Origin of the sequence: Nocardioides yefusunii, assembly GCF_004014875.1 — a bacterium.
In the GTDB taxonomy this organism is placed as follows: domain Bacteria; phylum Actinomycetota; class Actinomycetes; order Propionibacteriales; family Nocardioidaceae; genus Nocardioides; species Nocardioides yefusunii.
Genome location: NZ_CP034929.1, coordinates 827,732 through 853,167 on the forward strand (window position 1 = coordinate 827,732; position 25,436 = coordinate 853,167).

General features: G+C 70.0%; 23 protein-coding genes. 14 read left to right on the top strand and 9 right to left on the bottom strand.

What is annotated here, in order from left to right; genetic code table 11:
* Positions 1-93 precede the first annotated feature (93 nt).
* Positions 94-4,953: an NAD-glutamate dehydrogenase gene (locus EOV43_RS03760; RefSeq protein WP_239022215.1), complete on the top strand. Its 4,860-nt coding sequence runs from the start codon at positions 94-96 to the stop codon at positions 4,951-4,953.
* 20 nt (positions 4,954-4,973) lie between these two features.
* On the opposite strand, the gene EOV43_RS03765 is transcribed toward EOV43_RS03760, so the two are convergent.
* Positions 4,974-6,152 carry a low temperature requirement protein A gene (locus EOV43_RS03765; protein WP_128219748.1) on the bottom strand — a complete coding sequence of 393 codons (1,179 nt, stop codon included), beginning with the start codon at positions 6,150-6,152 and terminating at the stop codon, positions 4,974-4,976.
* A 24-nt stretch (positions 6,153-6,176) separates the two neighbouring features.
* On the bottom strand, positions 6,177-7,097 hold the full coding sequence (ku, locus tag EOV43_RS03770) for a non-homologous end joining protein Ku (protein ID WP_128219749.1): 921 nt from the start codon (positions 7,095-7,097) through the stop codon (positions 6,177-6,179).
* A gap of 118 nt (positions 7,098-7,215) precedes the next feature.
* Between ku and EOV43_RS03775 the strand changes: the two genes are divergently transcribed.
* From EOV43_RS03775 to EOV43_RS03785, 3 genes are all read left to right on the top strand, one after another.
* Positions 7,216-8,307 (top strand): ATP-dependent DNA ligase, encoded by a 1,092-nt coding sequence (locus EOV43_RS03775; protein ID WP_239022278.1) that lies wholly within the window; start codon positions 7,216-7,218, stop codon positions 8,305-8,307.
* A complete protein-coding gene (ligD, locus tag EOV43_RS03780) occupies positions 8,297-9,205 on the top strand; it encodes a non-homologous end-joining DNA ligase (RefSeq protein ID WP_128219751.1) in 909 nt (302 codons plus the stop codon). Before EOV43_RS03775 ends, ligD begins: the two co-directional genes overlap by 11 nt.
* Positions 9,206-9,307: 102 nt before the next feature.
* On the top strand, positions 9,308-10,108 hold the full coding sequence (locus tag EOV43_RS03785; protein ID WP_164878645.1) for a WecB/TagA/CpsF family glycosyltransferase: 801 nt from the start codon (positions 9,308-9,310) through the stop codon (positions 10,106-10,108).
* A gap of 87 nt (positions 10,109-10,195) precedes the next feature.
* On the opposite strand, the gene EOV43_RS03790 is transcribed toward EOV43_RS03785, so the two are convergent.
* A complete protein-coding gene (locus EOV43_RS03790; RefSeq protein ID WP_128219753.1) occupies positions 10,196-10,873 on the bottom strand; it encodes a response regulator in 678 nt (225 codons plus the stop codon).
* A 334-nt stretch (positions 10,874-11,207) separates the two neighbouring features.
* Between EOV43_RS03790 and EOV43_RS03795 the strand changes: the two genes are divergently transcribed.
* From EOV43_RS03795 to EOV43_RS03840, 9 genes are all read left to right on the top strand, one after another.
* Complete coding sequence (locus EOV43_RS03795; protein WP_128219754.1) at positions 11,208-11,867, top strand: helix-turn-helix transcriptional regulator; 660 nt, start codon at positions 11,208-11,210, stop codon at positions 11,865-11,867.
* A gap of 194 nt (positions 11,868-12,061) precedes the next feature.
* Positions 12,062-13,453 (top strand): TadA family conjugal transfer-associated ATPase, encoded by a 1,392-nt coding sequence (locus tag EOV43_RS03800; RefSeq protein ID WP_128219755.1) that lies wholly within the window; start codon positions 12,062-12,064, stop codon positions 13,451-13,453.
* Positions 13,446-14,303 carry a type II secretion system F family protein gene (locus tag EOV43_RS03805; RefSeq protein ID WP_128219756.1) on the top strand — a complete coding sequence of 286 codons (858 nt, stop codon included), beginning with the start codon at positions 13,446-13,448 and terminating at the stop codon, positions 14,301-14,303. Before EOV43_RS03800 ends, EOV43_RS03805 begins: the two co-directional genes overlap by 8 nt.
* Positions 14,300-15,262, top strand: coding sequence for a type II secretion system F family protein (locus EOV43_RS03810; protein ID WP_128219757.1), 963 nt, complete (start codon positions 14,300-14,302; stop codon positions 15,260-15,262). The genes EOV43_RS03805 and EOV43_RS03810 overlap by 4 nt, the downstream gene beginning before the upstream one ends.
* A 53-nt stretch (positions 15,263-15,315) precedes the next feature.
* Positions 15,316-15,594 carry a hypothetical protein gene (locus EOV43_RS03820; RefSeq protein ID WP_206611493.1) on the top strand — a complete coding sequence of 93 codons (279 nt, stop codon included), beginning with the start codon at positions 15,316-15,318 and terminating at the stop codon, positions 15,592-15,594.
* A complete protein-coding gene (locus tag EOV43_RS03825; protein WP_239022216.1) occupies positions 15,591-15,980 on the top strand; it encodes a TadE/TadG family type IV pilus assembly protein in 390 nt (129 codons plus the stop codon). The genes EOV43_RS03820 and EOV43_RS03825 overlap by 4 nt, the downstream gene beginning before the upstream one ends.
* Positions 15,977-16,444, top strand: coding sequence for a hypothetical protein (locus EOV43_RS03830; protein WP_128219760.1), 468 nt, complete (start codon positions 15,977-15,979; stop codon positions 16,442-16,444). The genes EOV43_RS03825 and EOV43_RS03830 overlap by 4 nt, the downstream gene beginning before the upstream one ends.
* The gene (locus tag EOV43_RS03835) at positions 16,441-16,878 is read left to right on the top strand and encodes a pilus assembly protein TadG-related protein (RefSeq protein WP_128219761.1); all 438 of its coding nucleotides are present in this window, start codon (positions 16,441-16,443) and stop codon (positions 16,876-16,878) included. The genes EOV43_RS03830 and EOV43_RS03835 overlap by 4 nt, the downstream gene beginning before the upstream one ends.
* Positions 16,875-17,261: a hypothetical protein gene (locus EOV43_RS03840; RefSeq protein ID WP_128219762.1), complete on the top strand. Its 387-nt coding sequence runs from the start codon at positions 16,875-16,877 to the stop codon at positions 17,259-17,261. Before EOV43_RS03835 ends, EOV43_RS03840 begins: the two co-directional genes overlap by 4 nt.
* Positions 17,262-17,513: 252 nt before the next feature.
* Here the strand turns inward: EOV43_RS03840 and EOV43_RS03845 are convergent, their stop codons facing one another.
* From EOV43_RS03845 to EOV43_RS03860, 4 genes are all read right to left on the bottom strand, one after another.
* Positions 17,514-18,317: an ABC transporter ATP-binding protein gene (locus EOV43_RS03845; protein ID WP_128219763.1), complete on the bottom strand. Its 804-nt coding sequence runs from the start codon at positions 18,315-18,317 to the stop codon at positions 17,514-17,516.
* A 45-nt stretch (positions 18,318-18,362) separates the two neighbouring features.
* Positions 18,363-19,442, bottom strand: coding sequence for a taurine ABC transporter substrate-binding protein (locus EOV43_RS03850; RefSeq protein WP_128219764.1), 1,080 nt, complete (start codon positions 19,440-19,442; stop codon positions 18,363-18,365).
* Between the two features lie 33 nt (positions 19,443-19,475).
* Positions 19,476-20,303: an ABC transporter permease gene (locus EOV43_RS03855; RefSeq protein WP_128219765.1), complete on the bottom strand. Its 828-nt coding sequence runs from the start codon at positions 20,301-20,303 to the stop codon at positions 19,476-19,478.
* Between the two features lie 194 nt (positions 20,304-20,497).
* A complete protein-coding gene (locus EOV43_RS03860; protein ID WP_128219766.1) occupies positions 20,498-21,730 on the bottom strand; it encodes a CaiB/BaiF CoA transferase family protein in 1,233 nt (410 codons plus the stop codon).
* A 161-nt stretch (positions 21,731-21,891) separates the two neighbouring features.
* On the opposite strand from EOV43_RS03860, the gene prfB reads away from it, so the two are divergent.
* A complete protein-coding gene (gene prfB / locus EOV43_RS03865; RefSeq protein ID WP_128219767.1) occupies positions 21,892-23,010 on the top strand; it encodes a peptide chain release factor 2 in 1,119 nt (372 codons plus the stop codon).
* A 117-nt stretch (positions 23,011-23,127) separates the two neighbouring features.
* Here prfB and EOV43_RS03870 read toward each other — a convergent pair whose 3' ends face one another.
* Positions 23,128-24,792 carry a fibronectin type III domain-containing protein gene (locus tag EOV43_RS03870; protein ID WP_164878646.1) on the bottom strand — a complete coding sequence of 555 codons (1,665 nt, stop codon included), beginning with the start codon at positions 24,790-24,792 and terminating at the stop codon, positions 23,128-23,130.
* Positions 24,678-25,427, bottom strand: coding sequence for a hypothetical protein (locus EOV43_RS03875; protein ID WP_128219769.1), 750 nt, complete (start codon positions 25,425-25,427; stop codon positions 24,678-24,680). The genes EOV43_RS03870 and EOV43_RS03875 overlap by 115 nt, the downstream gene beginning before the upstream one ends.
* Positions 25,428-25,436 lie beyond the last annotated feature (9 nt).

Consider the following 25,436-nt stretch of genomic DNA (forward strand, 5'->3'; position numbering starts at 1 on the left):
TGTCCCGCAATGGGACGGGCACGATGCATCCATGTGACGTACATGTGACACAGAGGCGTTGCTCTGCTGTGGTCTGCGTCATAGTGTCGACGCGTGGCCCCGGCGCGTGAGCACGAACGTCAGGCATTGACCGACCTGGTTCTCGACGAGGCCAGGTCGCCTCAGCAGGCCGCCGTCGTGGCGGTCCATCTGCGGCACGTCCCGATCGAGGACCTCGAGGGACGACCACCCCGGGTCTGGGCCGATGCAGTGCAGGCGCAGACCGACCTCGCACTACGACGCCTGCCGGGCGAGACGCTCGTACAGGTGCTCGTCGACGGCACCGAGGTCGGTGCTGCCCCGGGCCGGTCGGTGCTGCAGGTCATCACCGACGACCGGCCGTTCCTGGTCGACTCGGTGCAGATGGAAGTGGCACGTCAGGGGCGTGGCACCGACCTCGTCCTGCATCCACGGTTCTGGGCCGAGCGTGACCCCGGGGGCAAGCTGTTGCGGGCCCAGGCCCGGGAAGAACGTGACTCCGCAGGGCCGGGATGGTTCGCGGAGTCGTGGATCCGGGTCGAGACGGAGCGGGTCGGGGACGAGAGCGACGTCGCGCACCTGGTCCAGGGGGTGCAGCGGGTCCTGGATGACGTCCGCGGGGCGGTCGAGGACTACCCGGCGATGCTGGCCCGGTTGCAGGAGTGCGCCGCGCGCCTTCCGGCCGACGACCCCTCGGGGGCCCTGCTGACGTGGATCACCGAGGACCACTTCACGTTCCTGGGGGCAGCGGACCTGAGCGTCGCACTTGACGGATCGGCGGACCCGATCGTGGGCACCGGGTTGGGGATCTTCGCCGAGGGGCCGGGGAAACGTCTGCCCGAGGCCGAGAGCGTCTCGGGGTCGGTGGGTCAGGTGCTGGTGGTGGACAAGGCACTGGATCGCTCGACGGTGCACCGCCCCGGCAACCTGGACCGTCTCACCGTGCGGACCTTCGACGCCTCGGGCCGGGTGGTGGCCGAACGTCGTTTCCTGGGGCTGTGGTCCTCGCGTGCCCGGACCGAGTCCGTGCTGCGGGTGCCGGTCCTGCGCGAGAACGTCGCCGAGGTGCTGCGTCGGGTGGGGGTCCAGCCCGACGAGCACGCCGGCAAGGCGGTCGTCGACGCGCTGGAGAGCTATCCGCGCGACCAGTTGTTCGCCGCGGAGGTGGAGGCGTTGGTGCCGGTGGCCCGCAGCGCAGCCGTCGGTGGGGAGTCCAAGCGGTTGCGGGCCTTCGTCCGCCACGATCCGCGCGGACGGTACGTGTCGGTGCTGGTCCAGTTGCCGCGTGAACGGTACTCGACCGCGGTGCGGGAACGGTTGAGCGCCGAACTGAAGGATCTCTTCGTTGGCGACCAGGTGGAGTTCGCGGCCCGGATGGACGAGGCGCGCACCGCGCGGGTGCACTTCGTCGTGCAGCCCGAGCCGGGGCAGGTCACGGCCCGTCCCGACGACGCCGAGGTCGAGTCCCGGCTCGCGGAGGTGTCCCGTTCCTGGCGCGACGACCTGACCGCCCACGCGGTGGAGGTCCTCGGCGCCGAGCGCGGATCCGAACTGGCGAAGCGCTGGGGCGACGGCCTGCCCGAGGGCTACAAGGCCACCACGGGGGTGGACGAGGCGGTCGAGGACCTGCAGGTCCTCGACGCCCTGCCCGAGGGTGAGGTGGCGTTCCGGATGGTCACCACCCACGAGGCCTCCGAACACCTCGACGTGGGACGTCTGGTCGCTCGTCTCAAGGTCGTGCGTGCAGGCCAGCCGGTGCACCTGGCTCGGGTCCTGCCGCTGCTGCACTCGGCCGGGGTCGAGGTCGTCGACGAGCGCCCGCACGAGGTGACGGGTCCGCACGGGCCGGCCTGGGTCTACGACTTCCTCATGAGCCACCCCTCCGACGTCCCCTACGCGACGCCGGAGGTCTTCGTCGACGCGGTCCGGGCGATGTGGGAGGGACGCTGTGAGGTCGACGGCTTCAACACCCTGGTCCTCGAGGCCGGGCTCACCTGGCGTCAGGTCGCGGTGCTGCGTGCCCAGGCCGCCTACCTGCGTCAGGGCAGGTTCCCGTTCACTCGCGCCAGCACGGTCGCGGCGATGCGCGCCAACGTCGAGGTGACGCGGGCGTTGGTGCAACTCTTCGACGTCCGGTTCGACCCCGACCGGTACCCGATGCACGAGGTGCGTGAGCAGGCCGCCGCCGCGGTGAAGGAGCAGCTCGAGAGCTTGCTCGCCGACGTCGAGCGGCGCGACCACGACCGCATCCTGCGGGCTCATCTGGCCGTCCTGGAGGCCACCCAGCGCACCAACCACTTCCGTACCGACGCGGTGGGGGAGGGCCCTTCGGGGACGCCGGCGGGGTTGCGTGCTCACCTGGCCTTCAAACTGTTGCCGCGTGAGGTACCCGGGCTCCCCGAACCACGGCCGCAGTACGAGATCTACGTCCACTCGCCGTTGGTCGAGGGCGTGCACCTGCGGTTCGGTGCGGTGGCGCGTGGCGGGTTGCGGTGGTCGGACCGTTTCGACGACTTCCGCACCGAGGTGCTGGGTCTGGTGAAGGCCCAGATGGTGAAGAACACCGTGATCGTGCCGGTGGGCGCCAAGGGCGGTTTCGTGGCGCGACAACTGCCTGATCCCAAGAACCGTCAGGCGTGGCTCGAGGCCGGGGTCACCGCCTACCGTGCGTTCATCTCCTGCTTGCTCGACGTCACCGACAACCTCGTCGACGGCGTCGTCGTGCCACCCCCGCGGGTGCTGCGCCGCGACGGCGACGATCACTACCTCGTGGTCGCGGCCGACAAGGGAACCGCGTCGTTCTCCGACCACGCCAACGGGGTCGCGGCCGCACACGGGTTCTGGCTCGGGGACGCCTTCGCGTCCGGGGGCTCGGTGGGCTACGACCACAAGGCGATGGGGATCACCGCGCGCGGTGCGTGGGTCTCGGTGCAACGCCACTTCCGTGAGCTCGGCATCGACGTCCAGAGCGAGGAGTTCACGTGCGTCGGCATCGGTGACATGTCCGGTGACGTGTTCGGCAACGGTCTGCTGCGTTCCGACCGGGCGCGTCTGGTGGCGGCCTTCGACCACCGCGACATCTTCATCGACCCCACCCCGGACGCCGAGACGTCGTTCGCCGAACGCCTTCGTCTCTTCGAGACCCCGCGCTCGAGCTGGCAGGACTACGAACGCGCCCTGATCTCTGAGGGCGGGGGCGTGTTCAGCCGTGGCGCGAAGACCGTCCCGGTGAGTCGCAAGGCAGCGATCGCGTTGGGGATCGGGACCGAAGCGGTCTCGATGGCGCCGGAGGACCTGATCCGGGCGGTCCTGACCGCGCCCGTCGACCTGCTCTGGAACGGCGGCATCGGCACCTACGTCAAGGCGTCGGGCGAGACCCACGACGACGTCGGGGACCACGCCAACGACACGATCCGGGTGGACGGACGTGACCTGCGGGTCAAGGTCGTGGGGGAGGGCGGCAACCTCGGTCTGACCCAGGCCGGGCGCGTCGAGTTCGCCCGCACCGCCCGGAATCGTGGCGGCGACGACCACCCCACGCCAGGGGCGGTCAACACCGACTTCATCGACAACTCCGCCGGCGTCGACACCTCCGACCACGAGGTCAACATCAAGATCCTGCTCGACGCCGTCGTCGCCTCAGGAGAGCTCCCGGCCGAGGAACGCACCCCGGTGCTGGCCTCCATGACCGACGAGGTCGCCGAGCTCGTGCTGGCCGACAACTACCGCCAGAACCTCGCCCTGGCCGACGAGGCCGTCACAGCTGCCGATGCGCTGCACGTCCACGAGCAGTGGATGCGCACTCTGGAGGAGCGTGGCGTCCTCGACCGTGCCCTGGAGTCGCTGCCCTCACGCACCGAGGTCCGACGTCGTCGTGAGGCGGCCGAGGGGCTCACCCTGCCCGAACTGTCGGTGCTGCTGTCGTGGACGAAGATCGTGATGGCGGACGAGTTGATCGCCTCCGACCTGCCCGACCACCCCTACCTGCGCGGTGACCTGATCGGGTACTTCCCCCACGCCCTGCGTCAGGACCACCGTGCGGCGATGGCCGCGCACCCCTTGCACCGCGAGATCGTGGTGACCCAGGTGGTCAACACCGTCGTCGACGAGGCCGGCATCACGGCCTGGACCCAGACCGCGGAGGAGACCGGGGCCAGCGCGGCACAGTTCGCCATGGCTCATCTGGTGGCCGGAGAACTGTTCGGCTGCAGTGGGGCGCGGGGACGCATCGCCGATCTCGACCACGCCGTCGCCGCCGACGTCCAGGCCTCGATGCGGGCCAAGGTGCGGGCCCTGCAGAGCCGCACCACCCGGTGGCTGCTCGCGAGGGCCGGGGGCGCGGTGCTCGACGTGGACGTCCTCGTGGACGCCTACAGCGTCCCCGTGCAGCGTCTCCTGGCCCGCCTGCCGTCGTTGTTGGAGGGCGAAGCGCAGGAACGTTTCGAGGCGCGTCGACTCGAACTCGTCGAGGCAGGAGTTCCTCTGGACCTCGCCGCCACGGTCGCGGTGATGCCGGAGTCGAGTGCGTTGCTCGACGTCGTGGCGACTGCCCGCAAGGCCGACGCCGACCCCGACGACGTCGTCCGGGTCCACCTGGCGCTCGGCGAACGCTGCGGCCTGCGTCGACTCAGCGACGCCGTCACCCAGTTGCCCCGGACGAGCCGGTGGGCGGCGGCAGCAGCCAGTGCCCTCGACGACGACCTGGGTCGGGTGCGTGCGACGTTGACCGCGGCGGTCGTCGCCGAGGGTTCCGACCTCGCTGCTGGGGACCCGGCTGCCCAGGCCGAGTCGCGGGTGGAGCACTGGACTCAGGCGCGGGCACCGCAGATGGAGTCGGTCGGGGCGCTGGTCACCGAGATCCTGGACGAGGGTCCGCTCGACCTGGCCCGGGCCAGCGTGGCCGTCCGGGCAGTGCGGGGCCTGCTGGCGGAGTAGAACTGCTGGCGGCGTGAGGATCAGCCGCTCGTCGAGTGGGGTACGGGCGCGTGTCGCACCAGCAGCACCACGACGGCGACCAGGACGACGGCGACCACCACCACCGGGACGGGCACGAGCGGATCGAGGAGCACCACGACGGCTGCCAGGGGGAGTGCCACGTTGACGCTGCGCGGCGCTTGGGCACGGATCGCGAGCCACCACGTCGTCAGCAGGAACAGTGCGATCGGCACGGTGACGGTGAAGGACGCCTCCACCGCCGACATCACGTGGAGCACCGCGTGGTCGCCCTCTGCCGTCGCGACGAGACGCCCGATCTCGACCTCGACGCCGGCGGAGAACGCCGCTGCGGCGGCGAGGACGAAGAAGTGGCCGTACCCGTACCGGAACGACGAGCGCAGATCGTGGACGCATCGGTGGTGCGCGGGCCAGAAGTAGATCCACCACATCGCTGCGGTCGCGACCAGCACCAACGACGCCATCAGCACCAGGTCGGTGACGTCCGCAGCTCCGTGCAACGCGCCGTAGAACGCGTTGGACGAGGCCAGCAGGCTCTCACCCAGGACGATCAGGGTGAAGAGGTTGTAGCGCTCGGTGATGTGGTGCGGGTGGCGCGGAGTGACCTCGAACCGTTCTGCGACGGCCGGCACCGCCGTCTCGCAGGCGATCAGCACGACGACGGCGACCGTGGCGACAGTGCCGTCGAGCAGCAGACTCGCGCCCCACAGCACCTGGCACGCCGTGATCCCGACGGCGTAGGCCCGGGCGGTCCGGGCGTGCGCGGGCGACTGGCGTGCGGCGCGCAGCCACTGCGACACCATCGCCAGACGCATCACCACGTAGCCGATGACGACGATCCGGAGGTCGCCGTCGGTGAACGCCGGGTGGATCCCGGCCGCGAGCACGAGGACTCCGGCCATCTGCACGAACGTCGTGACGCGGTAGAGCCAGTCGTCGGTGTCGAAGGCGGTGGCGAACCAGGTGAAGTTCATCCACGCCCACCAGATCGAGAAGAACACCATCAGGTAGCTGACGACGCCGTCGAGGACGTGTCCGTCGGCCAGCTGGTGGTGCAGTTCGCTGGCTGCGGTGCTGACCGCGACGACGAAGACGAGGTCGAAGAAGAGTTCGAGGCTGGAGGCGACCCGGCCGTCCTCGTGCGGGTCGCGCGGGCTCATCGGCCGCAGTGCGGTGCTCATCGTCGAAGGCTGGGGGAAGTGGACTCAGGCCGACTTCTTCGTGCGTCGGGGAGTGGCCTTGGCCGCTGCCTTCTTGCCGTCTGCCTTCTTCGAGGCTGCCTTCTTCACGGCGGGCTTCTCCACCTCCACCTCAGCTGGCACTTCCGGGGACGGGGTCTCGCCTCGGGCCTGTTTGGCCGCCTCCACCGAACGTTGGAGCGCCGCCATCAGGTCGAGCACCTGGCCGCTGCCGTCCGGGCTGGGAGCGGGGCGGGTAACCTCGCCACCCTCCACCTTGGCGGTCACCATCGCCTTGACCGCGTCGGCGTAGTCGTCAGTGAAGTCGTCGGGGTCGAAGTCCCCGGCGAGGGTCTCCACCAGCACACCTGCCATCGCGACCTCGGAGTCCTTCACCTCCCCGGCCTCGACGGAGAAGTCGGGAGTGCGGACCTCGTCGGGCCACATCAGGGTCTGCAGCACGATCACGTCACCCGCGTCGCTGGCATGCACCCGCAGCACCGCCATCGAGGTGCGTTGACGGAGCGCGACCGTCACCACCGCGACCCGGTCGGAGTCGAGGAGTGCCTGACGCAGCAGCGCGTACGCCTTGGCGCCGGTGGCATCGGGCTGCAGGAAGTAGGTCTTCTCGCACAGCATCGGGTCGATCTGCTCGGCCGGGACGAACCGTTCCACCGAGATCTCGCGCGACGACGTGGTCGGCAGCTCGGCGAAGTCGGCATCGGTGAGGACCACCATTTCGCCGTCCTCGGTCTCGTAACCCTTCGCGATCTCGGAGTACGGCACCTCCTGGCCGTCCACCGAACAGATGCGCTGGTACCTGATCCGCCCACCGTCGGCGGCGTGCACCTGCCGGAACGACACGTCGTGGGACTCGGTGGCGGAGAAGAGCCGGACCGGGACGTTGACGAGGCCGAACGAGACGGCACCCTTCCAGATCGCACGCACGAGAACCTCCGTCGTCGTGGCCGGGCGGGCCGGGGAGGAGGCCCCTGACCAGCATCGACACTGTGACACCACTCTGGCCCCGTCGGCGTCGCGCTGCAAGGATGGTGAGGTGCGCCCAATGCTCGCCATGCGTGGGGACCGGCTCCCGGAGGGGCCGGGGTGGTGCCACGAGGTGAAGTGGGACGGAGTGCGGGCCCTCGTCGTGGTGAGTACCGCAGGCACCCGGATCCTCACCCGCAATGGCAACGACGTCACCGCCGCCGTCGTGGAGTTCGCCGGTCTTCGCGTCGCTGTGCCCGGCCACGCGCCTGTGGAGGCGGTCCTGGACGCCGAACTCGTCGCGATGGTCGACGGGAGGCCGTCGTTCCAGGCGGTCATGTCCCGGCTTCGTGGAGGCTCCTCGCGGGCAGCGGCCCGCAGCAGTGACCAGCCGCGCGCCGCACTCGTGCTCGTCGTCTTCGACCTCCTCGCCAGCGGAGGTCAGGACCTCACCGGGCTGACGCTCCAGGACCGCCGGGCACTGCTCGAAGAGCTCTCCTTCCTGCCCGGGGTCACCCCCGCAGGATCAGATTCCGTGCCGGGTGCCGTCATGCGGTCCCCGATCCACGACGACGTCCGGGCGTTGTGGGATGCGACGGCTGCGCAGGGGCTGGAGGGGGTGATCTCCAAGCGGTGGGACTCGACCTACGAGACGGGCGTCCGCAGCACCGCGTGGCTGAAGTTCCCGCACCGGACCCGGACGTCGTGGGTGGTCGGCGGGTGGCGCCCCGAACTGGGCGGGGACCGGGCGGGCGGTCACCGGATCGGCGCACTGTTGCTGGGGGAGCCCCGTCGAGGGCCCAGTTCCGGGCCACCGGGGCTGTTCGCCCGCGGGGCAGTGGGTAGCGGAATCACCGGTCAGCAGGAACAGGAACTGCGCGCACTGCTGGCGGCGATCCCACGTCGGACGTCGCCGTTCATCGACCTCTCGGCGGCAGAGGAAACCACGGCCGTGTGGGTCGAACCGGCGCTCGTCGTCGACGTCGAGTCGCTGGGCTTCACCGAGAACGGTCGGTTGCGGCAGGCCTCCTTCGCCGGCGTCCGTGCTGACCTGGGCGTCGAGGACCTCCTGGCTGATCCCCAGTCGCGCCCGGTCGCAGACGGAGACGGAGCACCAGGCGACCCCACGGACCCGACGGGTCGGCTCGAGGTCGGTGGACGTGGCGGGTGAGTCGACCGAGGTACGGGTCGACGTCGAGGGACGGGTCCTGCGCCTGACCAACCTCGAGAAGGTTCTCCACCCGGGCACCGGCACCACGAAGGCCGAGGTGCTGCAGCACTACGCCTCGGTCGCGCCGCTGCTGCTGCCGTTGCTGCGTGGGCGGTGCGTCACCCGGATCCGGTGGCCGCACGGCGTGGGTGGGCCGTCGTTCTTCGAGAAGAACGCCCCGGCAGGCACCCCGTCGTGGGTCCGAGTGGTGGAGGTCGGGGACGGAGTCCGGTTCCCGATGGTCGAGGACCTCGCGACCCTGACGTGGCTGGTCAACCTCTCGGCGATCGAGCTGCACGTCCCGCAGTGGCGGGTCGACGACGGCGGCGCGGTGCTGCCACCGGACCGCCTGGTGGTCGACCTCGATCCGGGGGAGCCGGCCGGGCTGGGGGAGTGCGCCCACGTGGCCCTGGCGGTGCGTGACCGGCTCTCCGCGCGGGACGCATCGTTCGAGACGGTCCCCGTTCTCAGCGGGAGCAAGGGCATCCACGTGTACGCCGACCTGACGGGGCGGGCTGACGAGTTCCCGGACTCTGATGCCGTGACGAGGCTGGCACGAGCCCTGGCCGAGGAACTCCAGCGGGCAGCACCGACGTCGGTGACGGCCTCGATGGCCAAACAGCGACGTCGGGGGAAGGTGTTCGTCGACTGGTCCCAGAACAGCGCGAGCAAGACCACGCTGTCGCCGTGGTCGCTCCGGGGACGGGAGCACCCCACCTGTGCGGTGCCGGTCTCGTGGACGGAGGTGGAGGCGCTGGCAGCCGATCCGTTGGCCCTGGAGCAGGTGACGCTCGCGGACGTGCCGGAGCGCGCCTATGCCGCGATTGGCGCAGGCTTTCCGCTCTTCCCATCCCCATGATCGGGGATCTCGGCCGTGGGGCATCCCGCGGTGGTCTGCGTCGCTCCTAAGGTCGAGAAACGGAACCGGGGGCCGTTCCGAGCTGACGTCTGGGAGGGCGACGTGATCGCAGGCTTGAAGAACGATGCGCTGTACGGGCGCGAGGAGACACCGGCGCCCGAGGCGCTGAACGTGCACGGGGTGAACGTGGTTGCGGGGGACGCAGGCCGCACGGCCCGCTGGCTCCTGGAAGGCCTGACCCTCGACGAGCAAGGCCGGTGGCGTCGCCGCCGGCGAGTCGCGTTCCTCAACGCCGGCTCCGCGAACCTCGCTGCCGCCGATCCCTTCTACCGTCGGCTGCTGTCGAGCTTCGTCGTGCTGAACGACGGCATCGGGCTCGACATCGCGGCGCGTTGGTCCCACGGACGCACCTTCCCCGCGAACCTCAACGGCACGGACTTCGTGCCCTACCTGCTGGGTCGTTCGGACCGGTCGCTGCGGATCCACCTGGTGGGCGGGCGTCCGGGCGTCGCCGAGGCCGCCGCACGGGTCCTCGCCGAGCGGTTCCCCCGGCACGAGATCGTCGGGGCCCAGCACGGCTACTTCACCGGTAGGGAGACCGATGAGGTCGTGGCCCGGGTTGCGGAGTCGAGAGCAGACGTCCTGCTGGTCGCGATGGGCAATCCGGTCCAGGAGCGTTTCGTGGCTGCCTACTTCGACGACCTCGACGTCGGGCTCGCGATCGGCGTGGGCGCGTTGCTCGACTTCCTCTCCGGTCGCGTCTCCCGCGCTCCGCACTGGATGCGTCGGATGCGCGTGGAGTGGGTGTGGCGTCTGGCCCAGGAACCGCGTCGGTTGTGGAGCCGCTACCTGGTGGGCAACGTCGTCTTCCTGGCCCGAACGATCCGGGCACCTCGCTCCTGAGACCTGCCTCGTCCCTGGGACGCACGCAGCCCGTGCCGTCGCGACTCCAGAGTCTGCGACGGCACGGGCTGTTCTCGTGCGTGAGGACTAGTGCTTGGGGGCGGGCGCCGTCCACCCGGCGTGGTGGGCCAGACCCACGGCGCCGATCTGCGAGGAGACCTCGAGCTTGGCGAGGATCGACTTCACCTGGGTCCGCACGGTGGCCTCGGAGACGACCGAGACCTCGGCGATCTGACGGACCTGCTGTCCGTTCATCAGGGCACCGAGCACTTCTGCCTCGCGGACGGTGAGGCGGTTGAGGCGGTCGAGCAGCTCTGACACCGCGGCCCGCTCCTCCTGCCAGTGCCGGACGAGCTCTTCGCGCTCGTCGACGGTCATCACCGGACGGCCCTCGCCGATGAGGCGGATCGTCGCGAGGATCTCGTTCAGGGGCGCGGTCTTCTCCATGACCTTGCGGGCGCCGTGACGCACGCACTGGCCCCAGCGGGCGCGGTCGGTGGAGCCGGTCAGCACGACGACGGCCGTGCCGGCGCGGGCGACGGGCTCGATCAGGCGGGTGCCGTCGGCGTTGCCGAGGTCGAGGTCGAGCAGCAGCACGTGCGGCTGGTGCTTCATGACCGCCGGGAGCAGCGAGGTCGCGGTGTGCAGGTCCTCGGGCAGCGGGACCCGACGCACGTCATGGCCCTTGAGCTCGAGAGCAATCTGGAGTGATTCAGCGAAGAGCGTGTGGTCTTCGATCACGCACACTCGGGATGCGCCCCTCATGCTGTCTCCTGTGTCCCCGGGGCTACGGACCGCCCCGTTGCTGTGCCGGCGTCTCCGTCGGCGTCTGTTGCTCGGGGACGGGTGCAGGCCGCACCGTCGTTCCCCCCTGTGAGGGGTGACACTAGGCCCCCTTTCGTGTCCGCGTCATGCAGTCTCGGGAGAGGTCTACCCAATTTCCGGGAAATGGCCGCCCTGCAGATGTCATGCTCATCCAACTCTTCTCTGGGTCTCCCATGGGTTGGGACGATGTCGAGGACAGGTCGGGCCGAACGGGCGACCGACGACGCTGCCGGGGAGAAGACGCATGACGAGGTCGCAGACAGAGGAACGCGTGATGACCCGGGTCGTGGTCGTGGCAGAAGGCGGGCTGGTGGCCGAGACCATCGAGGTCGCCCTGGCCGAGCAGGGATTCTGTGCCCAGTCCATGCCGTTCCCGCGAGGGCGCGCCGAGGTCGTCGAAGCGCGTCGGCGCGTCGACGAGTTCGAGGCCCAGGCTGGCGTCGTCGTCGCGGAGGTCGACGAGGTCGAGGAGTGGCGTGACGTGCTCGGGCTCGTCGAGGGGGTCGACGTGCCCTGGCTGTTGGTCACCGGCTCGGCGAGTCTGGGTCGGTGGGGAGGGCTCCTCGCGGCTGGGTGCGTCGGCGTGGTGCGGATGACGGACGGTCTGGACGCCCTGGCGGAGACGGTACGCGCGGTGGCGGCGAAGGGTGCGGGCATGGATGCTGTCCAGCACGCCCTCGCGTTGGGTGCCTGGCACGATCTCGGTGCCGAGCAGCGTGACGTGGTGCGCCGGATCGCAGCACTTTCCCCACGCGAGTGGGAAGTGCTGGGCCTGCTCGGCGAAGGACAGACGACGGCCTCGATCGCGAAGATGAGTGGCGTCAGCGAGGGGACGGTCCGCTCCCAGGTGCGCGCCATCCGGCAGAAGCTCAACGTCCGTTCCCAGCTCGCTGCGGTCGCGGCCTACCAGACCGCCACTGAGTTCGGTCGCTGACGATCCTCAGCACGCGCGTGCGTGCCGAAGATGAGGTAAGTCCCGCTCCCTGACGTCACTCGCGTCCCGACAGCCCCATCCGTCCCGGCCGTCGCGGCTCTGTCCACAGACAGGTCGGACGACGCCGTGTTCGGCCGTTCCCGGTCGCTAACGTCGCCGGCGTCGTCAGGCCGTACTCGGGACAGGACCTCGCCATGACCTCGGTCGCAGCTGCCGGGCCTCCGCGCCCAGCACCTCTCGCTCCCGCGGCGCCCACCTCTGCGGTGGCCGCTCCCGCGCCCGTTCAGCGACCGGGCATGCGGCGTCCGCTGCGTGCCGACGTCGATCTGGCCGACCTGCTGGACCCGGCGGTCCGGGGGCAGATCCGTGCGGAGGGCGTCGACCCCCAACGCGACAGCGCCGTGGTGCGCCGGATCGTCACCGCCGTGGTGCGTGCCCACGACGAACGGTCCCTGACCGGCGACGTCGAGCGGGCCGCGGACCCGGCCTGGCTGATCGACGAACTGGTGGCCCGGGTCGCTGGGTTCGGACCCCTGCAACGTCATCTCGACGACCCGGACGTGGAAGAAATTTGGATCAATGATCCGAGCCGGGTGTTCGTCGCGCGCCACGGACGCCACGAACTCACCACCACCGTCCTCACCACCGAGCAGGTCGACGACCTCGTCGAGCGCATGTTGAAGGCGAGCGGACGCCGGGTCGACCGGTCCAGTCCCTTCGTCGACGCGATGCTTCCCCAAGGGCACCGGCTACACGTCGTCCTCGAAGGAATCACCCGCGGTTTCACGGCCGTCAACATCCGCAAGTTCAGGCTGCAGGCCGCGCGGCTCACCGACCTGGTCGCCCTGGGGAGCCTCACCGAACAGGCCGCACTCTTCCTGGAGGCCTCGGTCCGGGCCGGCCTCAACGTCCTGATCGCCGGAGCCACCCAAGCCGGAAAGACGACGATGCTCAACTGCCTCGCAGCCGCGGTGCCGGGAGGCGAACGGATCGTGAGCGCCGAGGAGGTCTTCGAACTGCGCTTCCCGCACCCCGACTGGGTGCCCATGCAGACCCGTCAGGCCGGGCTCGAGGGAACCGGCGAGATCACGCTGCGTGCGTTGGTCAAGGAGGCGCTGAGGATGCGGCCCTCGCGGATCCTGGTCGGGGAGGTCCGTGCCGAGGAGTGCTTGGATCTCCTCCTGGCCCTCAACTCAGGGCTCCCGGGCATGTGCACCCTGCATGCCAACAGTGCCCGCGAGGCCCTCGTGAAGATGTGCACCCTGCCGCTCCTGGCCGGGGAGAACATCTCGGCCCGGTTCGTGGTGCCCACCGTCGCCAGCTCCGTCGACGTCGTCGTCCATCTTGGTGTCGACGTGACCGGCCGTCGCCGGGTCAACGAGATCGTCGCGGTTCCGGGCCGGGTGGAGAACGACGTGATCGAGGTCGAGCCCGTCTTCGAACGGACGGCCGGAAGGCTGACGTGGACCGGTGGCCTCCCGCCGCGTGCGGACCGCTTCGAACGGGTCGGCATCGACATCCACGGACTGCTCTCCTCGCGCCAACCCGCTTCCGCGTCCCCGAGGGCGGGTGGTCACGGTGGGTGAGCTCGTCGGTCTGGGCGTCGGGATCGGACTCTTCCTGGTGTGGAGTGCCTTCGCCGTGCCGGCCCGCTCCCCGGAAGCGCGTCGACCGGTCAACGACCTGCTCACCGAACTCCTCGCCCGTGCCGGGATGGTGGACGTGCGGGCAGGGAGCCTGGTGGGGCTCTGCTGCGTGCTCCTCACCGTGGCTTTCGTGGTGATGTGGGCGCTGTCGGGGGCCTGGCCGATCGCGATGGCGTTTGCCGTGATGGCGGGATGGACTCCGATCTCCCTGCTCCGGACCCGTGCCCGACGACGTCAGGACGCGTTCGCCCAGGTCTGGCCCGACGCGGTGGACAACGTCGCCTCGGCGGTCCGGGCCGGGATGTCCCTGCCTGACGCCCTCTCCGGTCTCGCGACCTCAGGGCCACCGCCGTTGCGGCCGGCGTTCGGCGCGTTCGCGCTGGACTACCAGGTGTCGGGACGTTTCTCCGACAGCCTCGACCGACTCAAACGAACCCTCTCCGACCCGGTCGGCGACCGGATGATCGAAGGGATCCGTGTGGCCCGTGAAGTGGGCGGTGGCGACCTGGGCCGGCTTCTGCGGAACCTGTCGCAGTACCTGCGCGAGGACGCCCGGACCCGCTCGGAACTGGTGGCCAGGCAGTCCTGGACGGTCAACGGTGCCAGGCTCGCGGTCGCGTCGCCGTGGGCGGTGCTGCTGCTCATGACGTTCCAGTCCGGTGCGGCCCGGGCCTACGCCTCCCCGACCGGGGCGTTGGTACTGCTGGTCGGAGCCGTGGCCTGCGTGGTCGCCTACACCCTGATGACGCGCGTGGGCCGCCTGCCCACCGACCGCAGGATCCTGGGATGAGCACGCTGCAGGGCGCCCTGCTGGGGGCGATGGCCGGGCTCGGACTCGTGCTCGTGGGTGCCGTGCTGGTGATGCGGGGCAGGACCACGCTCGAGTCGCGCGTCGGCCCTTGGCTGCGGGGGAGCAGTTCCGAAACAGCGCTGGTGCGGTCCTCGGGGGCCGTCCCGGTGCGGGGTGGGGCAGGCGCCTCCGGCCCCGGCGCGGCCGCTGCCGGGATCGCAGCGCCGTTGCTGCAACGGGCGGCGGACGCCGTGGAGGCCGTGCTCGGGGGAGGAGCCTCGGTGCGGAGACGGCTCGAACGAGCGGGCGAACCCGACGACGTCCACGGCTTCCGGGTCGAACAGGTCCAGTGGGGGCTCGTCGGATTCGCCGTGGCAGTGGCGTGGCAGACGCTCGGACTGCTGGCCGGACGCGGTGGGCTGCTGAGCAGTCTCGTCGTCTGCGCGGGCGCCTTCGCCTGCGGCGTGATCCTGCGCGACCGCCGGTTGACCCAGGCTGCCGACGCCCGCGACCGTGCCGTGCTCGCTGAGTTCCCGGTGATCGCAGAGCTGCTGGCCCTTGCAGTGGCCTCGGGCGAGGGGCCCGTCGCGGCGTTGGACCGGGTGGTGCGTCGCAGTCACGGCGCCCTCAGCGACGAGCTGGCCCGCGTCCTGGCCCAGACCCGCACCGGCACCCCGGTGGCGCGCGCCTTCGAGGCGATGGCCGAGCGCAGCGCGTTGCCCGTCGTCTCCCAGTTCGCCCAGGGGGTCGCGGTGTCGATGGACCGGGGGACGCCCCTGGCCGACGTCCTGCATGCCCAGGCCGCCGATGTCCGTGAGGCCGGCAGGCGCGGCCTGATCGAGAGCGCAGCGAGACGCGAGATCTACATGCTCGCGCCGGTCGTCTTCCTCGTCCTGCCCGTGACGGTCCTCTTCGCCTTCCTCCCCGGCGTGGTGGGACTACGCCTCGTCGCGCCCTGAACGTCCCGCTCATTTCCAGCTTGCTGTCCCACGTCACCGATCCCGGAGGAACCATGAACCAGACCCCGAACCAGACCCCGAACCAGACCCCGACCCAGACCCCGACCCAGACCCCGACCCAGACCCCGACCCTGACCACCGCCGCGTTCGACCGTTGGGTGCACCTGACTCTGCTCGCCGGCCGGGTCCGCGACGAACGCGGCGACGTGCCCGGATGGGTGATGGTGACGGTGATGACCGCGATGCTCGTCGTCGGGATCGGAGCGGTCGCTCAGGAGGAGTTGGAGGCGCTGCTCCAGGGCGCGTTGGACCGCGTCACGTCGTCGTGGTGACCCGGGACGAGCGCGGGTCGGCGGTCGTCGACTTCGTCCTCGTCCTGCTCCTGCTGCTGCCGCTCGTCGTGGGCATCCTGCAGCTCGCCCTCGTGATGCACGTCCGCAACGTGCTCTCCTCGGCTGCCGCGGAGGGTGCCCGTCACGCCGCGTTGAGCGGAGCGACACCGAGGGACGGCGTGGAGACGGCTCGCCGACAGTGGGAGGGCGCGGTCTCGGACTCCTTCGTCCGTTCCGCACGGGTCGAGTCCGTGGACCTCGACGGTGCGTCGGGCTACCGGCTGGTCCTCGACGTCGAGGTTCCCGCGCTGGGCCTGGGCGGCCCGGCGGTGGCGTTCGAGGTCACCGGGAGTGCGGTGCGTGAATGGGAGAGCGGTGCAGCATGACGCCCCTGGGAACGCTCGTCGGGCGCCGGGGACGGCGCGATGAGTCGGGCAGCGCGGTCGTGGAGTTCGTCTGGGTGGGCTTGGTCCTGCTCGTCCCCGTGGTCTGGATCCTGCTCTCGGTCTTCGAGGTCCAACAAGGTGCTTTCGCCACCACCGCAGCCGCCCGGTCCGCGGGACGCGCGTTCGTCCTGGCCCCTGACGAGGCGACTGCCCGTCAGCGTGCCGAACGGGTGGCCCGCCAGGTCCTCGACGAACAGGGCAAGGAGTCGATGCCGCTCGTGCTGGAGGTGCGATGCAGCGCGGGCGCAGGAGCATGCCTGAGCCCGTCCTCCACCGTGACCGTCGTGGTCCGGTCCGGGGTCGAGTTGCCGTTCCTGCCCGAAGTACTCAGCGGCGCGACCTCTGACTTCGCTCTGGAGGCCACCCACACCGTCCCGTTCGGCCAGTACCGGGAACGTCGATGAGGCGGCGCCGTGACGAGTCGGGTCAGGTCTCGGTGCTCATCATCGGCTTCGCCGCAGTGCTGCTCCTGGCTTTGGCCCTCGTCGTCGACGCCTCGACTGCGTTCCTGCACCGTCAGGGGCTCGACTCGATCGCGGACGGTGCAGCCCTGCACGCGGCGGACGCAGGTGTGTCCGCCTCCCTCTCCGTCGACGCGACTGACGACAGGCTCGCGATCGACGCCTTCCGGGCCTCGGCCGCTGCGACGGACTACCTGCGCAGCGTCGAGGCCGGACGCCGGTACCCCGGGCTGCGACACGAGGTGGAGGTGACTCCGGCAGGGGCGGTCCTGGTCCGGCTCTCTGCTCCGGTGGAACTGCCGTTGCTCATCCCGGGCATGTCCCGGACGGCGACGGTCCGGGCCTCGGCCCGGGCCGCGGTGACGGTGATCCGGTGACGCCACAGCCGAGCAGTGGTGTCCCGAACCCGGAGGAGGCCTTCGCGCTGGAGGTGGCCTGCGCGCTCCAACGGCTCTTCGAGGATGCGTTGTGGGACCGGCCGATCCCGGTGCGAAGGTTCGTCACCGGGACCTCCGGGACCTGGGTGTGGATGACGTTCCGGCTCACCGACCCGTTCGCGGGCAAGGGAGCATCGGCCCACCTTCGTGGGGTCCTCGTCGAGCCGGGACGGTCGCAGACAGATGTTTCCTCTGACGCGGCAGCAAGGGTGCTCTGGCGCACCGAGGTGTGTCGCCCGCGTCAGCGTGCTTCCGACGACGGCGCGGAGTTGCTGAACGGCGTCTGGTGGAGACAAGTTGCACCGGTAACGGGGGTGAAGTGAATGGCCATTTGCCCGCGGGGGCCGATTCAGTGACCGCAGTCTCACGCTCTGTGGTGGCGGTCGCACCCAGGGTGACCGACACCCCACGGATATACCCCCGAAATGGTCAAAAGGGGTCTGAGGGCATGCCTAGGATTGAGGCAGTGACAGGCGCTCTCCTCGTGGGCGCACTGTTGCAACATGTCAGTGGTCGTCAGAACCCCGGTCCGTGCGGATGCGGGGGTTCTGCCGTTTTGGAGGCCTTTTCGCCCGTCAGCTCTCGACGGGAGCGTCCCCGTGGATCGCCTCGCGCACCTCGTTGCGCAGGGACACGAACGCAGGCAGCTGGCGGATCTCACTCGGAGCGACCCGTCCCAGACCGCCGGTGTCGGTGAAGACCGCGGAACGGTCGAGCACGACCTTGCCGGGCCGGGGGCTCATCACCAGAACCCGTGAGCCGAGGAACACCGCCTCGTCGACGGAGTGGGTGATGAACAGGATCGTCCGCCCGGTCTCGCGCCAGATCTGCAGCAGCTCCTCCTGCAGCCGCTCGCGGGTCAGTGCGTCGAGAGCACCGAACGGCTCGTCCATCAGCACGACGTCGGGCTCGTTGGCCAGCACCCGGGCGATCTGGGCCCGCTGCTGCATACCGCCGGAGAGCTCGTAGGGCCGGTGCTCGGCGAAGTCGGCCAGGCCCACGAGGTCGAGGTACTTCTCGGCGCGTTCGCGGCGCTCGGCTCGTCCCACGCCTCGCAGCTTCGGGCCCAGCTCGACGTTGCGTCGCACCGTGAACCACGGGAACAGGTTGGGCTGTTGGAACACGACGCCACGGTCAGGTGCAGGTCCGGTGATCGGGCGACCGCCCGAGGTCACCGACCCTGCGCTGGGCCTCATGAACCCTGCGGCGAGGCGCAGCAGGGTCGTCTTGCCGCACCCCGACGGCCCGGCCAGGGTGACGAACTCGCCCGGATCGATCCGCAGGTCGATCCCGGTCAGTGCGTCGACCCGACGCCCGCCCACGGTGAAGTGGTGGCGGATGTCGGTGAACTCCAGGCCGTGGCCGTCGGGGGTGGTCATGCGTGTGCTCCTGGTCGGTTCAGGTGCTCGGTCACTGGTGGCAGGTCACTCGGCGACGGCCGCGGCCGGACCGGCTGCGACGTGGGCGGCGTACTCCTCGGCGGTGCCGACGGCCTTGATGCCGTCCGGCTGGGTCGCGAGGAACGTGGCGGTGGTGAAGAGGTCGTCCGCGAAGTTGCCGCCCAGGTAGTCCTTGCCCGCCTGCTCGGAGGCGGTGAGGTACTTGAGGCCGGCGAACTGCTTCTCGGCGTCCTCGGGAGTGATGCCCAGGACGACGGCGACCGACTCGGCTGCCTTCGCGGGGTCGTCCTTGATCACGGAGACGGCGTGGTCCTGGACCTTGGCCCAGGCGTTGACGAACGCGGTGTTCGCGGCGAGGAACTCGGTGCTGACAGTGCCGACGTCGAAGGTCGGACGTCCGGCCTCGGCGGTGTCGGCGCTGGAGAGGATCCGCTCGCCGCCGTCTGCGATCAGCTTCGACTGGGCTGGGTCCCAGACCCAGGCGGCGTCGATGTCACCGGTCGACCAGGCAGCCGGCATCTGCTCGGGCTCCAGGTTGATGATGTCGAAGTCGCTGGCGTCCAGGCCGGCGTCACCGATCGCCTGCAACAGCGAGTAGTGAGCGGTCGAGGAGAACGGGACCGCGATCTTCTTGCCCTGGAGGCCGGCGATGTCGGAGGCGGCACCGTCCTTGACGATCAGCGACTCGGCGTCGCCGATGATGTCGTGGATCCAGACGACCTGGAGGTCGATGTCCTGGTTGAGCGGGGCGGAGGCCGCACGGGCGGCGGGCGCGGAGCCCATCAGGCCGAGGTCGACCTCGCCGGCGCCGTAGTACTTGATCACGTCGCCGCCCGAGGAGGCCTGGACCCAGGAGATCTCGGCGTTGGGCAGGCAGGCCTCCAGCAGGCCCTGGTCCTTGACGACGACGTCGGCGTTGGGGATGGCCTGCCACGCGATGCGGGCCTTCGTGGTGACCGAGGTGTCGGGCTCCCACGGGCACGCGACCGCGCCGGAGGTGGTGTCCTTCTTCTCGTCGGTGTCGGAGCTGCTGCAGGCGACGAGGGACAGGGGCAGGGTGGCGAGGGCCAGTGCGGAGGCCCCCCGCCTCACACGGGTGTTCATGATGGTGCTCCAGTTTCTGCGCGGGTGCGCGGTTCAGGCCTTGCCCCTCCACGGGACGAGGACGTTCTCGAGGCCCTTGAGGGCCAGGTCGAGCAGGATGGCGGCCACGCCGATCACCACGATGCAGGCGATGACGAGGGCCGAGTTGAGCTGCGTGCCGGCCAGGTAGGCCAGTCCGCCGATGCCGGGCAGACCGTTGGAGATCTCGGCGGCCACGACGGTGGTCCACGCGAAGCCGGTGGCGATCCGGATGCCGGTGAGCACCTCGGGCAGCGTCGCCGGGAGTGAGACGTGGGTGAGGGTCTGGAGTCGGGAGGCGCCCAGGCTGCGCACGGCGTTGACCTGGTCCTCGCGGATGGCGCGCACGCCGGAGATGGTGGCCATCGCGATCGGCGGGAATGCGGCGAGGAAGAGCAGCCAGACCTTGGAGCTGTCGCCGATGCCGAACCAGACGATCAGCAGGCCGATGTAGGCCAGGGGTGGCAGCGAGCGCAGGAAGTGCAGGTAGGGCTCCAGGAGGCGTCCCAACCAGGTGGTCGCGAGCAGGAGGCCGAACGGGATGCCGACGACGACGGCCAGCGCGACGCCGGTGCCGATCCGACGCAGTGAGGCGAGCAGGTGTTCCCACATGTAGTGGTTCTGTTCGCCGCGGACCATGCGCTCGGACCCCTCGGAGAGCGGATGGTCGGTGTTGGCCTGGACGAAGGCGTCCCAGACGGAGCCGGGGGAGGGGAGGTAGAGCTGACGCACCCATCCGGCGGCTGTGACGCCCCACCAGAGCAGCATCAGGAAGGCGAAGAAGCCCAGATGCATCGCGACGCGGCCGGCCAGCTGACGGCGGGTGGTCGCGGTGGTGCCCATGCGTGTCTCCAGGTGAAGTGGTTTCCGGGTGGAAGTTCACGGAAGTTAATCACACCAAAATGATGCATTTAAAGGACATTCCGTTCTTGTCCATTCAGGAGGTCGCAGGTCCAGACCGCACGGGGGCGGCCAAGGCTCCGGAATGACGCAGGGCCTGCCCTCCGGGTGGAGAGCAGGCCCTGTGTGCAGGTGGATCAGGCGGTGAGTGCGGCAACCTCGTCGTCGGAGAGTCCCAGCAGTTCGCGGAAGACGTAGTCGTTGTCGGCGCCCAGGTCGGGGCCGACGTGGCGTACCGGGAGGGAGGCATCGCCGAGCACCGGCACGATGCCGGGGAAGGCGACCTGCTTGGTCTCGCCGGCGACGTCGACGTCGAGGGTCTGCACCATCTCGCGGGCCACGAACTGCGGGTCGACGATGATGTCGGCCGCGGTCTGGATCGGTCCGGCGGGGACGTCTGCGGCCTCCAGGACCTCCAGTGCCTCGGCGCGGGTGCGGGCGCCGGTCCACGCCCCGATCGCTTCGTCGAGTTCGTCGCGACGGTTCCAGCGACCGGCGTTGGTGGCCAGGTCGGGGTCATCGGCCAGGTCGGGGCGACCGATCGCACGCATGAACTTGGGGTAGAGGTTGTCGGCGTTGCCGGAGATCACCACGTCGCCGTCGCTGCACGGGTAGGCGTTGGAGGGGGCGATGCCCTGCATGCGGCCACCGGTGCGCACGCGTGCGACGCCGTGGGCGGAGACGTCGGGGACCAGCGACTCCATCATCGAGAAGATCGCCTCGTGCAGAGCCACGTCGATCTGCTGGGTCAGCGGGGAGTGCGGGGTGGCGCCGGTGGCACGCGCGCTCTGGCGCTGGAAGAGCGCCATCACGACGCCGAACGCGGCGTACAGACCGGCGATCGAGTCGCCGATGGAGACGCCGACGCGCGACGGCGGGCGGTCCTCCTCGCCGACCAGTTCGCGCAGGCCGCCGTAGGCCTCGGCGACCGCGGCGAAGCCGGGGCGGTCCGACATGGGGCCGGTCTGGCCGTAGGCGGAGACGCGGGCCACGACCAGCTCGGGATTGATCTCGGCGAGGGTGGCCGCGTCGAGACCCCACTTGTCGAGGGTGCCGGGGCGGAAGTTCTCCACCAGCACGTCACAGGTGGCGAGCAACTTCTTGGCAGCGGCCAGGCCGGCTTCGGAGCGCAGGTCGAGCTCGATCGAACGCTTGTTGCGGTTGATCGTGCGGTAGAGCATCGAGGTGTCGCCTGCGAAGAGGCGCCAGTTGCGCAGCTCGTCGCCCTTGCCGGGGCGTTCGACCTTGATCACCTCGGCGCCGAAGTCGGCGAGGAGGCGGGCCGCGGTCGGAGCGGCGATGAAGTTGCCGAGTTCGAGCACGCGGACGCCGGTCAGGGGCAGGGCGGGGGAAGGGGTCTCGCTGGTCACGCGGAGAACTCTAGTGAGCGTGCCTCGGGCTCGCGCGCGTACTTCTCGATTCAGGTTGAATCGCCTATAGGTGGCTCCGGCGTGCACCGCCCGCCGTGGTCGGCGACACGTCCGCAGGTGGCCGCTTCGACACCCGGGTGGTGGGGCCGTAGGCTGGGTCGGTGGCTGGAACCGACTTCGACGCAGAGATCAAGACGCTCACCGCGACCATGAAGACCATCGGCCAGGTCCTCGACCTGGACGCGATGAACATCGAGATCGCCGAGCTCGAGGACCAGGTCGGCTCGCCCGACCTCTGGGACGACCAGGAGAACGCCCAGCGCGTCACTGGTCGCCTCTCGCAGCTCAACGGCGAGATGGAGCGCTGGACCTCCCTGACCGACCGGATCGAGGACCTCGCAGTCCTCGCCGAGATGGCCGAGGACGAGGGCGACGCAGACTCCCTCGCCGACGCCCAGCAGGAGCTCGACCGGATCAAGAAGTCGGTGGAGTCCCTCGAGATCCGTACCCTCCTCAACGGTGAGTACGACTCCCGTGAGGCGCTGGTCTCCATCCGTTCCGGTGCCGGCGGCGTCGACGCGGCCGACTTCGCCCAGACGCTGCAGCGCATGTACATCCGTTGGGCCGACCAGCAGGGCTACCCGGTCGAGGTCTTCGAGACCTCCTACGCCGAAGAGGCCGGCATCAAGTCGACCACCTTCGCGGTCAAGGCCCCCTACGCCTACGGCACCCTCTCGGTCGAGGCCGGAACGCACCGCCTGGTGCGCATCAGCCCCTTCGACAACCAGGGCCGTCGACAGACGTCGTTCGCCGCCGTCGAGGTCGTTCCCGTCCTGGAGCAGACCGACAGCATCGAGATCCCCGACGAGGAGATCCGCGTCGACGTCTACCGCTCCGGCGGCCCCGGTGGCCAGTCGGTCAACACCACTGACTCCGCCGTCCGCCTGACGCACATCCCCACCGGCACCGTCGTCTCCTGCCAGAACGAGAAGTCGCAGCTGCAGAACAAGGCGTCCGCGATGGTCGTCCTCAAGGCCAAGCTCCTCGCGCTCAAGAAGGCCGAGGAGAAGGCCCACCTCGACGAGATGCGCGGCGACGTGCAGGCGTCCTGGGGTGACCAGATGCGCAACTACGTCCTCAACCCGTACCAGATCGTGAAGGACCTGCGCACCGGCTTCGAGTCCGGCAACCCGCAGTCCGTCTTCGACGGCGACCTCGAGGGCTTCCTGGAGGCCGGCATCCGCTGGCGCCGTGGCTCCGACAAGGCCGACGAGAACTGATCCTCGCGCTGACACCCTGCGCTGACACCCTGCGCTGACGACGAAGGCCGGATCCCCGTGTGGGGATCCGGCCTTCGTCGTCATGACGCATCCGCACGTGCGGCGCGGACGCAGCTGTCAGGAGATCTTGTAGCCCTTGCTCCACGCCGACCAGGGCGAGGCGCCGTGCCGGTTCATTGCACGGACGCGCACCGTGTAGGTGCCCTTGCTGGCGTTGTAGATGGTGAGCGAGCGGTCGTGCTTGGAGATGCGACGGTCCTCGATCTCGTAGTACTTCTTGAACGCGCCACCCCAGACGCGCTTGTACTGGAGTTCGTAGAAGAGGATCTCCGAGCCGCCGTCGTCCTTGGGCTTGGCGAACTGCAGGAAGACCGACTTCTTGACCAGTCCGGCCTTCGCGTAGCCCTTGTCGAGCTTGCCCGGAGCGGTGACCAGGTAGAACTCCTCGGTGGCCGCCAGGCCGGTGCCGACTCCGTTCACGGCCTTGAGCACGAACTTCTCGGTGACGCCCTTGCGGACGTTCTTGACCTTGGCCGACGTGGCCGACGCCTTGGGGGTCGCGACCTGCTTGCCGTTGAGGCTCAGGACGTACTTGGTGAGCTTCTTGCCGCCGTTGTCGGCCGGGGCCTTCCACTTGACTGTGGCGACGCCGTCCTTGAGCGAGACTGAAAGGTTGCGCGGGGCGGAGGGGACGTTGTTCGCCGGCGTGGCCGAGACGCTCACGGCAGCGCTGACTGCACCTCCACGGTTGCCCTGACCGGTGATGCTGAACGTGGTCGCGGAACGGGCCAGGCCGGTGAAGGTGACGCTGCCTGCCTGCAGACCGACGGTGGCCTTCTTCGTGCCGACGACCTTCTTGCCCTGCTTGGCGACGACCGTCCAGACGATGTTCTCGTGACCCTTGAGGCTGGCCGGGGCAGCCCAGGCGACGGTGGCGTCGGTGCGTGCGAAGGAGGCCTTCACGCCACTGGCTGCCGCGACGGCGCTGAAGCCGAGGTCGACGGTGGTCGAGGTGGCGACGCCGGTCCCGGTGGTGGCGACGGCAGCGACCGAGACCGTCGTCCGACCCTGCAGGCCCTGCGGCAGGGTGTGGGTGGTGGTGCCGGGCGCGAGGGTGACGGTGGTGGCGCCGTACGTCAGGGTGTAGCCACTGATCGCGGGCTGGTACACGTCGACCTCAGGTGCCTGCCACGAGACCTTGCGTCCCTGCACGCTCAGGTTGCGCGGTGCGGTGGGGGCCAGGCGGGGCAGTGCGGCCTCGATCGTGGCTCGCGCGCCGTTGCCGGCCTTGGTGGTCGCGTACACGGAGAACGTGTGTGTGGCACCGCGGGCGTAGGACGTCAGCGTGTAGGAACCTCCGGACGTGGCGTAGGTGGTGCGGCCGTCGTTGAAGAAGTACCGGATGAGGTCGGCGCCGCCGTCGTCGGCAGGCGCGGACCAGCGCAGCACCGGGGTCTTGCCCGAGTGGTCGACGCGGAGGTCCTGGACTGCTCCGGCCGGGACGGCGGCCGGGGTGATGACAGTGGCTGCCGCACCGGTGCCCACCGCGTTGACCGCGGCGACACTGAGGGTGTGTGCGTCCCCGCGGGTCAGCCCGCGGACCACGTACGAGGTCGCGTCGGTGCCCAGCGTGACGGTCCCCTTCGAGGAGGTGACGACGTAGCCGGTCAGGGGTGAGGTGCCCGGGTTGGCCGGTGGCTGCCAGGTGAGGGTGACGGAGGTGCCGTTGATGCTCGTCGCCACGCCCAGCGGGGCGGACGGTGCCGAGGTGGTCTCGGGCACGGTGACCACGACGGTCGCGGAACGTCCCTCGCGGCCCTGGACCTGGGCGTTGACCCAGAACTCGTACTCGCCGGGCTCGAGGTCGGTGAAGCGGTGCGAGGTGGTGGCCCCGACAGGTACTCGGCGTTCCAGTCGTAGCCGACGCCCCAGCCGGTGGCGCCTTCGATCGGGTCCCAGGTGAGGACGACGTCGCGCCCCTCGACGGTCGCAGCGAGACCGGTGGGACGCGGGACACTGCGCTCGACGAACACCTGGACGCTCGCAGGAGCGCTCTCGGCGCCGGCCGCGTTCACGGCGCGCAGTTCGAAGAGGTGGTCACCGGGGGTGACGTCGGTGAAGACGTGCTCGGAGGCGTCGGCCTCGAGCGTGGTCGTCCAGGCGCCGGTGGTGTCGGAGAGGTGCCACGCGGTGACGCCGTCGACGGGCTGCCACGAGAGGTACACGTCGGAGCCGTCGGCCCAACCGGAGAGCTCGGTGGAGGTCGGGGATTCTGCGTCGACGGGAGCGACGACCAGGGGCGAGGAGGTGAACGGTTCAGTCTGTGCCATCGCGGGGGCGCCGGTGACGACGAGTGCTGGGGTCAGCACCATCGCAGCCAGCGCGCCCCGGGCACGGGGGAGGGAGGGGTTGCGCATTCGAGAACC

Excerpts from the sequence above, each read along its gene's own strand:
- EOV43_RS03775 (WP_239022278.1), top strand. The coding sequence starts at position 7,216 with ATGCTCGCCATGCGTGGGGACCGGCTCCCGGAGGGGCCGGGGTGGTGC.
- EOV43_RS03790 (WP_128219753.1), bottom strand. The coding sequence starts at position 10,873 with ATGAGGGGCGCATCCCGAGTGTGCGTGATCGAAGACCACACGCTCTTC.
- EOV43_RS03830 (WP_128219760.1), top strand. The coding sequence starts at position 15,977 with ATGACGCCCCTGGGAACGCTCGTCGGGCGCCGGGGACGGCGCGATGAG.
- EOV43_RS03810 (WP_128219757.1), top strand. The coding sequence starts at position 14,300 with ATGAGCACGCTGCAGGGCGCCCTGCTGGGGGCGATGGCCGGGCTCGGA.
- EOV43_RS03765 (WP_128219748.1), bottom strand. The coding sequence starts at position 6,152 with ATGAGCACCGCACTGCGGCCGATGAGCCCGCGCGACCCGCACGAGGAC.
- EOV43_RS03875 (WP_128219769.1), bottom strand. The coding sequence starts at position 25,427 with ATGCGCAACCCCTCCCTCCCCCGTGCCCGGGGCGCGCTGGCTGCGATG.
- EOV43_RS03845 (WP_128219763.1), bottom strand. The coding sequence starts at position 18,317 with ATGACCACCCCCGACGGCCACGGCCTGGAGTTCACCGACATCCGCCAC.
- EOV43_RS03835 (WP_128219761.1), top strand. The coding sequence starts at position 16,441 with ATGAGGCGGCGCCGTGACGAGTCGGGTCAGGTCTCGGTGCTCATCATC.
- EOV43_RS03850 (WP_128219764.1), bottom strand. The coding sequence starts at position 19,442 with ATGAACACCCGTGTGAGGCGGGGGGCCTCCGCACTGGCCCTCGCCACC.
- EOV43_RS03855 (WP_128219765.1), bottom strand. The coding sequence starts at position 20,303 with ATGGGCACCACCGCGACCACCCGCCGTCAGCTGGCCGGCCGCGTCGCG.
- EOV43_RS03795 (WP_128219754.1), top strand. The coding sequence starts at position 11,208 with ATGACCCGGGTCGTGGTCGTGGCAGAAGGCGGGCTGGTGGCCGAGACC.
- EOV43_RS03820 (WP_206611493.1), top strand. The coding sequence starts at position 15,316 with ATGAACCAGACCCCGAACCAGACCCCGAACCAGACCCCGACCCAGACC.
- EOV43_RS03800 (WP_128219755.1), top strand. The coding sequence starts at position 12,062 with ATGACCTCGGTCGCAGCTGCCGGGCCTCCGCGCCCAGCACCTCTCGCT.